This window comes from Streptoverticillium reticulum (genome assembly GCF_047456005.1).
Lineage (GTDB): Bacteria > Actinomycetota > Actinomycetes > Streptomycetales > Streptomycetaceae > Streptomyces > Streptomyces reticulum.
Genome location: NZ_CP179755.1, coordinates 1074894 through 1086820, shown reverse-complemented (window position 1 = coordinate 1086820; position 11927 = coordinate 1074894). Strand labels below are relative to the sequence as shown.

At 72.2% G+C, this 11927-nt stretch carries 10 protein-coding genes; 3 read left to right on the top strand and 7 right to left on the bottom strand.

Annotation, left to right across the window (positions count from 1 at the left end; all coding sequences use genetic code 11):
- The gene (locus ACMATS_RS04915) at window positions 1-1047 is read right to left on the bottom strand and encodes a tetratricopeptide repeat protein (RefSeq protein ID WP_414167010.1); all 1047 of its coding nucleotides are present in this window, start codon (window positions 1045-1047) and stop codon (window positions 1-3) included.
- Window positions 1048-1326: 279 nt separating this feature from the next.
- Here ACMATS_RS04915 and ACMATS_RS04910 point away from each other — a divergent pair, with 279 nt between their 5' ends.
- Together ACMATS_RS04910 and ACMATS_RS04905 are read left to right on the top strand one after the other, a co-directional pair.
- Window positions 1327-2943, top strand: a complete 1617-nt coding sequence (locus ACMATS_RS04910) for a phospholipase D-like domain-containing protein (protein WP_414167009.1) — start codon at window positions 1327-1329, stop codon at window positions 2941-2943.
- 183 nt (window positions 2944-3126) lie between these two features.
- Window positions 3127-4050 carry a D-alanyl-D-alanine carboxypeptidase family protein gene (locus ACMATS_RS04905; protein WP_390778662.1) on the top strand — a complete coding sequence of 308 codons (924 nt, stop codon included), beginning with the start codon at window positions 3127-3129 and terminating at the stop codon, window positions 4048-4050.
- A 50-nt stretch (window positions 4051-4100) separates the two neighbouring features.
- Here ACMATS_RS04905 and ACMATS_RS04900 read toward each other — a convergent pair whose 3' ends face one another.
- From ACMATS_RS04900 to ACMATS_RS04880, 5 genes are all read right to left on the bottom strand, one after another.
- Window positions 4101-5039, bottom strand: coding sequence for an alpha/beta fold hydrolase (locus ACMATS_RS04900; RefSeq protein WP_414167008.1), 939 nt, complete (start codon window positions 5037-5039; stop codon window positions 4101-4103).
- A gap of 111 nt (window positions 5040-5150) precedes the next feature.
- The gene (locus tag ACMATS_RS04895) at window positions 5151-6431 is read right to left on the bottom strand and encodes a wax ester/triacylglycerol synthase domain-containing protein (RefSeq protein WP_414167007.1); all 1281 of its coding nucleotides are present in this window, start codon (window positions 6429-6431) and stop codon (window positions 5151-5153) included.
- Between the two features lie 64 nt (window positions 6432-6495).
- Window positions 6496-7743 carry a glycosyltransferase gene (locus tag ACMATS_RS04890; RefSeq protein ID WP_414167006.1) on the bottom strand — a complete coding sequence of 416 codons (1248 nt, stop codon included), beginning with the start codon at window positions 7741-7743 and terminating at the stop codon, window positions 6496-6498.
- Window positions 7744-7831: 88 nt separating this feature from the next.
- Entirely contained in the window at window positions 7832-9388 is a 1557-nt protein-coding gene (locus ACMATS_RS04885; RefSeq protein WP_390778666.1) for an alpha/beta hydrolase, read from the bottom strand.
- Window positions 9389-9503: 115 nt separating this feature from the next.
- The gene (locus ACMATS_RS04880) at window positions 9504-10376 is read right to left on the bottom strand and encodes a trypsin-like serine peptidase (RefSeq protein ID WP_414167005.1); all 873 of its coding nucleotides are present in this window, start codon (window positions 10374-10376) and stop codon (window positions 9504-9506) included.
- A 122-nt stretch (window positions 10377-10498) separates the two neighbouring features.
- On the opposite strand from ACMATS_RS04880, the gene ACMATS_RS04875 reads away from it, so the two are divergent.
- Window positions 10499-11686 (top strand): aminotransferase class V-fold PLP-dependent enzyme, encoded by a 1188-nt coding sequence (locus tag ACMATS_RS04875; protein ID WP_390778668.1) that lies wholly within the window; start codon window positions 10499-10501, stop codon window positions 11684-11686.
- On the opposite strand, the gene ACMATS_RS04870 is transcribed toward ACMATS_RS04875, so the two are convergent.
- Entirely contained in the window at window positions 11674-11916 is a 243-nt protein-coding gene (locus ACMATS_RS04870; protein ID WP_390778669.1) for a hypothetical protein, read from the bottom strand. The genes ACMATS_RS04875 and ACMATS_RS04870 overlap by 13 nt on opposite strands.
- Window positions 11917-11927: the final 11 nt, after the last annotated feature.

The window sequence follows — 11927 nt, the reverse complement described above, 5'->3', positions numbered from 1 at the left end:
TCAGGCCGCCGTCCTCGCATCGGCGGCCACGAGCCCCAGCTCGGCGCGCGCCTTGTCGACCATCTCCCGTGCGTGCTGCAGCCCGAACCCGCCGAGCGTGCGCGAGAGTTCGTCGAGCTCGGCCGCGGTCTCCGCACCGTCCCGGCCCAGCCGGGCGCGGGACTTGACCAGGCCGAGGCGGGCGAGGGCCTCGCCCCGCGGCTCGCCCATGGCCCGGAACTCCTCCAGCGCGCCGCCGTAGCAGTCGCGCGCCTCCTCGTAACGGCCCGCCCGGAAGAGCACGTTGCCGCGCATCTTGTGGTTGTAGGCCAGCGCACTGGCCAGCCGCATCTCCCGGCAGGTCCGCTCGGCGCGGGAGAGCAGCTCCAGCGCCCGCTCCGTCTCGCCGCGCAGGGACACCACGTCGGCTATGCCCCGCAGGGCCCAGGCGTGGCCGCGGGCGTCGTCCGCCCGTTCCGCTATGACGGCCGACTCCTCGAACATGGCCAGGGCGGTGTCGTACGAGCCGGTGTTGCGGTGCATCTGCGCGATGCCCTCCAGCGCCCACACGGTGTGCCGGGCCTCGCCGCGCCGCCGGGCCTCGGCGAGCAGCTTCTCGTGCAGTTCGCCGACGGCCTGGTAGTCGCCCTGGATGCGGCCGGTCTCGGCGAGTCCGGCCAGCGAGTAGCCGCGGGCCACGATGTCCCCGCCGCGCTCGGCCAGTTCGGCGGCCAGGGCGAGCAGGCGGCGGGCGAGGGCGAGGGCGCCCCGCTGCCGGGCCAGCGTGCCGCCGCTCCATACGGCCCACGCCATGGCGCCCTGGTCCCCGGCCCGGCGTGCCGCCCGGTAGCTCTCCCGCCAGGCGTCCTCGGCCTCCGTCACCCGGCCGAGCCGTCGGCTCGCCTCGGCCACGGCGAGTCCCGCGTGCGCCGACTCCAGGGCGTTGCCGTCCCGTTCGGCCCGGTCCCGTTGCTCCAGCGCCTTCTCCAGGACCTCCTCCAGCGAGGAGTTGACCGAGAGCTCGCCCAGAGCGCCGCGGTATTCGGGAGCGAATGCCTTGCCGTACATGCAGTTGCCTCTTTTCGTGACCGTTGATCACGAAGCTATGGCCAGGGATGTGGGCGGGTCATCCGTCTCCGAGGCCGTCCGCCGTCCCTCTGTGGACTGGTGCGGGAGCGGCATGTCATACGCGAGATGTACGGGTGATGGCCGGAATGTCGTGGCTGAAACTGGCGCATGGCAACCCGTAGCCGCGGAACATCACCTTCCGGCAAGATGATCAACCTATGGCCGTCTATGGCCGTAAACCATCAGGTTCCTATCAACTTCGTTCAAAAAGGAAGTATCTTGGTCCGCAACCGACTCCGCCGTCCTGGCCGTCCCGCGCTCCGCGTGACGGCCTCGGCCGTGGTCCTCGCCGTGCTGCCCGCAGCCCCCGCGTTCGCCGACGGTTCCGCCACCCCGCACCTCGACTCCATCGAGCAGACGCTGCGTCAGGTCTCGCCCGGTCTCGAGGGCACCGTGTGGGAGCGCACCGAGGGCAACAGGCTGGACGGCTCCGACGCGGACCCCGCGAGCTGGCTGCTGCAGACCCCCGAGTGCTGGGGCGACGCGTCGTGCGCCGACCGGCCGGGCACGAAGAGGCTGCTCGCCAAGATGACGGAGAACATCTCCAAGGCGAAGCGCACGGTGGACATCTCCACCCTCGCGCCCTTCCCCGACGGCGCCTTCCAGGACGCCATAGCCGCCGGCCTCAAGGCCTCGGTCGAGGCCGGGAACAAGCCCAAGGTCCGCGTGATGGTCGGCGCCGCCCCGGTCTACCACCTCAACGTGCTGCCCTCGTCCTACCGGGACGACCTCAAGAAGCGGCTCGGCAAGGCCGCCGACAGCATCACGCTCAACGTCGCGTCGATGACCACCTCGAAGACCGGCCTGTCCTGGAACCACTCCAAACTCCTCGTCACCGACGGGGAGTCGGTGATCGCCGGCGGCATCAACGGCTGGAAGGACGACTACATCGACACCGCCCACCCGGTGTCCGACGTCGACCTCGCCCTGAGCGGCCCCGGCGCCGCCTCGGCCGGCCGCTACCTGGACACGCTCTGGACGTGGACGTGCCAGAACAAGAGCAACGTGGCCAGTGTCTGGTTCGCGGGGTCCAACGGCGACTGCATGCCCACCATGGAGAAGGACGCCAACCCCGCCGCCCCCAAGCCGGCCGGAAACGTCCCCGTGATCGCCGTCGGCGGCCTGGGCGTCGGCATCAAGGACAAGGACGCCTCGTCGGCGTTCAGCCCCGACCTGCCCACCGCCTCGGACACCAAGTGCGTCGTCGGCGTGCACGACAGCACCAACGCCGACCGCGACTACGACACGGTCAACCCCGAGGAGAGCGCCCTGCGCGCCCTGGTGGCCAGCGCGACCGACCACGTCGAGATCTCGCAGCAGGACCTCAACGCCACCTGTCCGCCCATCGCCCGCTACGACATCCGCCTCTACGACGCCATCGCCGCCAAGATGGCCGCCGGCGTGAAGGTGCGGATCGTCGTCAGCGACCCCGCCAACCGCGGCGCGGTCGGCAGCGGCGGCTACTCGCAGATCAAGTCCCTCAGCGAGGTCAGCGACACCCTGCGCAACCGCCTGGCCCTCGTCACCGGGAGCCAGGACAAGGCCAAGGCGGCCATGTGTTCCACCCTCCAGCTCGGCACCTTCCGCAGTTCCGACAGCGCCAACTGGGCCGACGGCAAGGCCTATCGCCTGCACCACAAGCTGGTCTCCGTGGACGGCTCCGCCTTCTACGTCGGGTCCAAGAACCTCTACCCGTCGTGGCTGCAGGACTACGGCTACATCGTCGAGAACCAGGACGCGGCCAAGCAGCTGCAGAACAAGCTGCTCGACCCGGAGTGGACGTACGCCAAGGCGACGGCCACCTTCGACTACGAGCGCGGCGTCTGCCAGGGCTGAACCCCGCCGCACAGCACCGCAGATGCCCGTACCGCGAGGTGCGGGCATCTCCGCGTTCAGACGATCGTCTTTCACTCTTTAGTGGCCGTAATTTCTCCCCGACCGGCACCGGGTGCAACCATGCCGTCCCTCAACCCATGCCACGGCAACTCATGCCGCTGCACGAGGAATTCGGGAGAACCAATGGAACGACGTGGGGGAAGTGCGGTCCGCCGCTGGGGAGCGGCACTGACCGCGTCGACGGCAGTCGTCGCCGTCGCCCTCCCGACGGCCACCGCCGGGGCCGCGGACGGCCCGGCGGGGATCGACGCCAAGGGCGCGTACCTGCTGGACAGCAAGGCCGGACAACTGTGGGGCAAGGAGGCCGACACCGAGCGGCCGATGGCCAGCACCACCAAGATCATGACCGCGGTCGTGGTCCTCGACGACCACGCAGGGGAGCTGGACCGGCAGGTCACCATCCAGCAGTCCTACCGCGACTACGTCGCCCGCACCCAGGCGAGCACGGCCGACCTGCGCACCGGTGACAAGCTCACCGTGCGGCAACTGCTCTACGGCCTGATGCTGCCCTCCGGCTGCGACGCCGCCTACGCCCTCGCAGACACCTTCGGCACCGGCGACACCGAGGCGGAGCGCACCGAGTCGTTCATCGCGCGGATGAACGAGAAGGCGGGCGAACTGGGCCTGCACCACACCCGGTTCGACTCGTTCGACGGCAACTCCTCGCACGGCGGCAACGTCGCCTCCCCGCGGGACCTGGCCGTGCTCTCCCGGCACGCGCTCGGCAACCGGACCTTCACCGAGGTCGTGAAGTCCGTGCGCAGCGAACAGAAGGCGAAGAACGTCAACCGCCTCTACACCTGGTACAACACCAACAAGCTGCTCGGCTCCTACGACGGAGTGATCGGCGTCAAGACCGGCTCTACCCGCTCCGCGGGCCCCTGCCTGGTGTTCGCGGCGAAGCGCTCCGGCCGGGAGGTCGTCGGCGTCGTCCTGAACGACCGGACGAGCCGCTTCCCGGACGCCGCCAGGATGCTGGACTACGCCTTCCGCACCCGCACGGCGCTGAAGCTGCGCCGGCTGCCCGCCTCGGCGCACGAGGACTGACGCGCACGGGGAACCGGCGGAGCCCGGCCCTCACCAGGAGGGCCGGGCGCTCAACTGCCGTGCGAGGGACGGGGGGAGGGCAGCGTCCCGCCCGACTGCTGCCGCAGATACTCGACCGGGTGACAGTAGTCGAGACCGGCGAGGGACTCGCCGGAGAAAAAGCGGATCAGCAGATCCACGATCTCCGTGGGCCGTTCGAGATGGACGAGATGGTCCGCGTCCTTGAGCGTGGTGAACCGGGCGTCCGGGCACCGGGTTGCGGCCTCCCGGCTCAGCGCCGGAGTGGTCAGCGGATCGTGCTCGCCGGTTGCGACGAGCACCGGGGCGCGGACGGCATAGCCACGGGGGAGCTCCGCATGCATCAGCAGCCGCAGGGTGTTGTCCCGGTATTTGGCGACGTCGTCGGCGGTGAGCTCGTTGAGCGCACGGGTCAGGCACCGGACGACGGTGGGCCGGCGCAGCACCGTGGCCCGCGGCGAGAAGCACACCATCGTGTGCAGCACGCTGTTGACGAACTCCGTCCGGCTGCCGTGCTCCGCCAGCCGCAGCAGGTGCGACACCCGCGCCCGCGCATGGTCCGTCAGATGCGCCATGGTGCCCACGAGCGCCACCCGCTCGGCCCGCCCGGGGTGTTCGCACGCCCACTGGTGAGCCACCGCACTGCCGTACGAGGTGCCCAGGACGTTCACCGGGCCGGGAGCCACCTTGGACAACAGCTGGTCGAGCGCCTCGGCCAGGAAGTCGAATCCGTACCGCGCGGGCAGCCGGTCCGCACTGCCCCAGCCCGGCAGGTCCACGGTGATCACACTCGCCGCCTCCAGGAAGGCCCGCTCCACCCGGCCCCACCCGTTCTGGTGCTGGAAGGCCCCGCCCACCAGGACGATGGGCGCCACTCTGGCGTCCGGACGGTGGACGATGCGGCCGCTGTACGCGTAACCGTGGAGGGTGAGCGGGATGACCTCTTCCAAGAGTGCGGTACGCGTCGTCACGGCCGGTCTCCGTTCGTGGGGGGATTCACCAGGGGGAACGAGAGCCGGTGGCTTGACGTTACTGCCCATGTGCCGCCCGCAGCCCGGGTTTTCGGGGAACGGACGTCCGGCTCAGCCGCGCAGCGCATCGATCTCCTCCCGGATGAGACCGGGCAGCCGCGCCGCCAGGTGGCGGTGACCGTGATCGGTGACGACCGTCACCACCGCGGTCTCGTCGTGCAGCAGCATCGACATCGCGAGGGGGTGACCCGGGCTCAGCGGGGGCAGCCCCGCCAGCGCGGTGAACCGCGCGGGCCCGAGCGTCAGCTGTCCCGCATAGCTGGCCGCGCTGGTGCACAGCAGCGAGGAGAACAGCGGGGAGTCGGCATAGCGGCCGAGCAGGGCGTCGAAGCGGCCGTGCCGCTGCGGCCGGGAGGCCACCAGCCGCGCCTGGGCCTGCGCCCGCTGCTTGAGCGCCGCGCGCCGGGTGAAGCCGTCCACCGAGGCGAGCCGCTGCCGCGGACCCCCGCCCGCCGGGAGCGGCACCCGGACCGTCGCGTAGTGGTTGCCCAGCACCACCGGCCCGGAGCCGTCCCGGACGTCCACCGGCACCATCGCGCACACCCCCGGCAGCCGGGACACCCGCCCGGTCAGCCCCGCGGTGCGCAGGGCGCCCGCGGCCGCGGCCAGGAAGACCGCGTTGGCCGAGGCCCGCCCGGAGGCCAGGGCATCGCGGGCCGTGCTCAGTTCGGACACCGGCACCCGGCTCCACGACACCGCGCGCCGCGCGTCCACCGGACCGTGGAAGGGCAGGGGCCGCGCCCGCGGCAGCACGTCCAGCACCGCCCGCACCCGGTCCAGCCGGGACGGGACGGGGGGCGCCGCACCGCCCGGGGAGCGCGGCCGGGGCACCGCCGCCGGGGCGTCCAGCAGCGAGCGCAGCAGCGTGACCAGCGACACCCCGTCGAGCAGGGCGTGATGGGAGAGGAGGAAGAGGGCGAACCCGCTCTCGGCGGGCAGCAGATGCAGCTGCCAGGGCGGCCGGGCCGGGCCCAGGGGGTGGGCGAGCAGCTGGGCCGCGAGGGTCTCCAGCGCGGCGGGAGAGGTGTCGTGGGCGGCCACGTGGTGCGCGGGATCCCACTGCGGGCCCGGCACCCACTGCGGCCACGCGGGGGTCTCGACGGCCGTCAGGCGCAGCCGTTCGTGCACCGCCCAGCGCTGCCGCACCCGCGCCCGGAGTTCGTACAGCGTCGGCGGAGGGCCCTCGAACCAGGCCAGGACGGCAGCGGTCATGCAGATCGCGCCGCCGCTCTGATGCCGGAACAGCCAGGCGTCCAGCGGCGGCATGTCCACCGCGGCCTGCCGTGCGGCACCGGCTGCCACCAGGGCGGGCAGCTGGGTTGGGGATGTCACGGGTCTCCTCGTCTCGCGGTTCTCCGGCTGCCGCGCGACCGTGGGCCCGACAGCCCGTGCTCCGTCACCGGGCCGTCTCCGCGACGGCCCGGGCGACGGCTCCCGCCCCGTCCTCCCGGCCCAGCCGGCCGGCCAGCCCCACCGCCCGCCGGGCGAACCGGGGTTCGGCCGTCACCCGCCGCAGCGCCTCCGCCAGCCGGGCGGCCGTCAGCCGCTCGTACGGCAGCACCCCCGGGCTCACGCCCAGCCGGGTCAGCCGCGCGGCCCACCACGGCTGGTCCGTGAAGACCGGCACCGGGACCGCCGGCACCCCGGCCCGCAGGCCCGCCGCCGTGGTCCCGGCGCCCGCGTGGTGCACCACGGCGGCCGTGCGCGGCATCAGCCAGCCGTGCGGCAGCGCGCCGACGGTGAGGACGTCGTCCCCCTGCACCGAGAGCCCGGCCCAGCCGGACTGCACGATGCCCCGCAGCCCGGCCCGGCGCAGCGCGGCCGACGCGACGGCGCCGAGCCGCTCGGGATCGCCGGGCATCATGCTGCCGAAACCGATGAACACCGGGGGCGGGCCGGCCGCCAGGAAGTCCGCGACCTGCTGCGGGGGCTCCCAGCCCGGGCACTCGTGCGGCCACCAGTAGCCGGCGACCTTCAGCCCGGGCCGCCAGTCCGCGGGGCGGGGCACGACCGACGGGCTGTACCCGTGCCAGATGAGCCACCGGCTGCGCTCGCGCTCCTGCCGCAGCCGGTGACCGCTGCGGTGCGCCAGCCCGAGCCGGGCGTGCAGATTGCGGTGGGCGGCGGAATAGAGGGCGTCCAGCACGGCGTTGGCGGCGCGCCCGCGCAGCCGGTTGCCGTACCCCGGCGGCCGCCAGGGGCTCGTGCACGGCGGGAACGCGGCCGTGGGGACGTCGGGCTGCAGGAAGACGCCCATGCTCGGCACGGAGTGGTACTGGGCGACCACCCGGCCGATCGGCGCGGCCAGTGTCGACAGCAGGAACACGTCGGCCTTGGGGTCCGCCGCCGCGAGGATGCCGTCGACGAGCGCCAGCGCGGCCCGCTCGGTCGCCCGGGCGAGCCCGAGGACCGCGCCCGGTGAGCGCTGCGCACCCCGGAACCGGCTGTGCGCGCCGATCAGTTCCTCGAACGGGTCCGCCTCCAGGGCACGCATCCGCAGCCTGCCGCAGCACGTCACCATCGGCGCGAACTTCGGATGCGTGGCGATCTCCACGTCGTGCCCCTCGGCCACGAGCCGGTGGCCGAGGCCGGTGTACGGAGCGACGGATCCCGTGGTGCCCGCCGTGATGATCTGGATGCGCATGTCCGGCCCTCCCGCTGCCCTGACCAAGTCAACGAGGCGGCCCCGCACCGGATACGGTGCGGGGCCGCCTCGTCGGCGCCGGGCCCGGCTACTTCGCCGCTGCGCCCGCGGGAACGGGCAGCGGCTTGGTCTCACAGGTGGTGTCGTGCGCCGGGGCCTTGCCGTTGAGGAGGTAGTCGTCGACGATGCCGTCCACACAGGCGTTCTTGTTGAGGAACTGGCCGTGGTCGCCGCCGCCGGTGACCGTCACCAGACGGGAGTTGCGCAGCGCACGGTGGGCCCGCACCGCGCCCTCGTAGTAGGTGGCCGGGTCGTGCACCGAGTTGAGCATCAGCGTGGTGGGCAGCCCCTTGCCGGTGACCTTCACCTCGGGCGCGTGCGACGTGGGCCAGTACGCGCACACCGAGGCGAAGGTGAGCGAACGTGCGCCCATGAGCGGCAGGTTCTTCGTGTCCTTGGCGCTGCGGTCGACCCAGTACTGCATGTTCTTCGTCCACGGAGTGTCGTTGCAGGTCACCGAGAAGAACTCGGCGAGGAAGCCGGGGTTGAGGTACGAACCGAACAGCCGTCCCACCAGCTTCTGTTCGCCCGCGTTCGCGGTGTCCCAGTGGTCGAGGGCGGCGAGCGACGAGGCCAGCGCGGGGAAGCCGTCGTCGGCCGAGTACATCGCCTGGATCGTGCCGCTGTCGAACTGGTTGGCGCCCAGCGTCAGGGAGCCCACCGTCAGCGGGTGGTCGTGCAGCGCCTGCCGCCGCTGCTCCCACTTCGCCTTGGCCTCGGCTGCCGTCCGCCCGTAGTGGTACACGTTGTCGTACTTGGCCAGCCACGGCAGGAAGTCCTGCTCGAAGCGGCGCTGGAAGCTCGCGGGCTGGCCCTTCTCGAACTCCTCCCAAGTGCCCTGGAAGGCTATGTTGCTGTCCAGGACGGCGCGTTCGACGTGCTGCGGGTAGAGCGTCGCGTAGTAGGCGCCGATCATCGTGGCGTAGGAGGGCCCGTAGTAGGAGATCTTCTCCTCGCCGAGCAGGGAGCGGAAGAGGTCCATGTCGCGGGCCGTCTGCTCGGTGGTCAGGTAGGGCAGCAGCCCGTTGCTGCGCTGCTCGCAGTCGTTCACGAACTTGCGGGAGGAGTTCAGCACCCGCTGGACGTCGGCGGGGGAGCGGTCCCGGAAGTCGCCGGAGAAGAACTCCTTGAACTCCGCGTCCGTCTGGCAGGTCGCCTTGGTGCTCTCCCCGACGCCGCGCTGGTCGAAGCTCACCACGTCGTAGGCGGCGCCCAGGGCGGGCGCGCCCTTGACGAAGCCCGCGGGCCGCATCAGACCCGTGCCGCCGGGCCCGCCGGCCGCCATCATCAGCACGCCGCGCCGCTTGGCCGGGTCGTCCGCCCGGTGCCGGGAGACCTTGATGGTGAGGTCCGGGCCGGCGTCCGGGTGGTGCCAGTCGCGCGGGACGGCCATCGAGGCGCACTCCAGGCCCTGGTCGCAGGACTGCCAGTCCAGCTTCTGGGACGCGTAGCGGGAGGGCACGGAGGGGGCGGCGGGCGTGCGGGCGAGTGCGGCGGACGCCGGAAGGACGGCGGCCGCCACGGCCGCCGTGACCACGCCCGACACGGCGGCAGCGGTACGCCGGGACTTCCGGATCTTCAACATCGTTCCTCCTGGGACGGTTTCGGTTGCAACACCGATCCTTCCGTCCGGGGGACTCCCGATCGATCCCGCCAGTATCCGTTCCGGGGGTGGTACCAGTGCCACCCCTCAGCCGGTGTCAGGAGCGCTGCGCCCGGTCGTACACCTGACGGGCCGTCGCACCGAGGACCGGGCCGGACATGGTCGTGCTGTGCTCCAGCGCATCGCCGTGGCTGTTGACGGACACCAGCGTGCCGAGGCCGGACGCGGCGTCGAAGTCCGCCAGCCAGGGGCCGCCGCTGGAGCCGCCCGTCATGTCGCACGGGATGCTCATCTCGTCGTCCGGCGCGGCCTTGGTGTGGCCCGCGCAGTACAGCAGTTCCTCACCACGCTGCGGGGTCGAGGCCGGGTAGCCGAAGGCGGTGACGTCGCCGCCGGGCCTGTGGCCGAACGCCACCGGCCGGCCGCCGACCGCGTCCGTGAGCGCCTTGCCCTGCACCGGGTCCACGGCCAGTGCGGACACGTCGTTCACCGAATTCTGCGCCCACGAGGCGGGCGTCACCGTGGCCCGCACCGGGAACACCCCGTACGGCGCCTTCCCCTTGGCGTAGCCGGGGGCGAACACCAGGTTCATGTAGGTGTTGTACGGAGAGGACCCGAGGCGCACGCAGTGCCCGGCCGCCATGACGACCGAGCGGTTGCCGCTCTTGACGGCGGTGGCCGTGCACCAGGTGTCGGCGCCCTTGGCGTTGACGAAGAACAGCCGCCCGACGGTCTTCACCGGCGCCCCCTTCCAGGTCTTCGTCAACGGCCCGGTCGGCCCCAGGTCCACGGTGCCGCCGACCTCCTTCATCCGCTCCGGCGTCCAGTAGGAGAGAGCCTCCTGGCGTTCCTGCGCGGTGTAGGAGACCTCGGCGGTGACCGGCGCAGGGGACGGCGGGGCCGCTCCGAGCGTCATCGCGGCGGCGAGGGCCGGGGCGGACAGTCGACCGCATGTACGTATGGCGAGCATGGTGAACCAGTCCCTCCGAAAACGGTGTTGTCCGGTGCATTCTCGCCGCCGCCCCGAAACCTCCTGCGACCGGCGGCGCGTCGGGGTGCCCGCCCCCGTGGAGCACCCGGCATGGTCGGTGCATGGACATCGCCGCACTGCGCCGTGACACCCCCGGCTGCGCCCACCGCGTGCACCTCGACAACGCGGGCAGCGGCCTGCTCTCCCGCCCGACGCTGGAGACCGTGGTCTCCCACCTCGAACTCGAGGCCCGCATCGGCGGATACGAGGCCGCCGCACAGGAACGGCGGGCCGTCGAGGCGACGTACGAGGACATCGCGGCCCTCGTCGGCGGGCGCCCCGAGGAGGTCGCGCTCTTCGACAACGCCACCCACGCCTGGCAGGCCGCCTTCTGCGCGCTCTCCTTCGGCCCCGGCGACCGGATCCTCACCGGCCGCGCCGAATACGGCAGCAACGTCCTGGCCTACCTGCAGACCGCGCAGCGCACCGGGGCCGAGGTCGTGGTGGTCCCCAACGACTCCTCCGGCGCTCTGGACACCGCCGCGCTGGCCGCCCTCGTCGACGAGCGGGTGAAGCTCGTCGGCGTCACCCATGTGCCCGCAGGGGGAGGCCTGGTCAACCCGGTCGCCGAGATCGGGGCGATCACCCGCCGGGCCGGGGTGCCGTTCCTGCTGGACGCCACCCAGTCGGTGGGGCAGTTCCCCGTCGACGTCGGTGCGATCGGCTGCGACATGCTGGCCGCCACCGGCCGCAAGTTCCTCCGCGGCCCGCGCGGCACCGGCTTCCTGTGGGTGCGCACCGGCATGCTGGAGCACCTCGCCCCGCACGTCGCCGAGATCGGCTCCGCCACCTGGGACGGCGCCCGGGGCTTCAGCTGGCACCAGGGGGTCCGGCGTTTCGGCACCTGGGAGATGAGCCACGCGAACGTCCTCGGACTGGGCAGCGCGGTCCACCAGGCACTGCGGCTCGGGCCGGAGAACATCGGCCGGCGCACCGCCGCCCTCGGCGAGCACCTGCGCCGCCGCCTCGCCGCCGTGCCCCGGGTGACCACGCACGACCTGGGCAGCCGGCGCTGCGCCATCGTCACCGCCAAGGTCGACGGCATCCCCACCGAGGACGTCGCCACCGCACTGACCCGGCACGGCGTCAACGTGAGAACGACGGTGCCCGCTTCCGAGCCGTTCGACACCGAGGACCGCGGCGTGCACCCGCTGGTGCGGTTCTCACCGCACTACTACAACACCGAGGACGAACTCGACCGGGCCGTCGAGGTGTTGACGCTCTTCCTGGAGAAGGGTCAGCCCAGGTAGTCGATCTGATAGATATGCAGGGTCTTCGTCTGATGACCCAGATAGATGACGACGAAGACCTCGTCGAGGACGAGCATGCGCATGATCCCGTCGTCCTCGCCGTACGGGACGGTCGCGGTCAGCGGATCCGCACAGGCCGCGGCGAGACCGTCGTTCAGCTGCTCGCTCACGGCCTGCGGCAGCGCGTCCCAGACGGCAGCTATCGTCGCGTCGTACTTGAGCGCGTACACCGTCCCAGGGT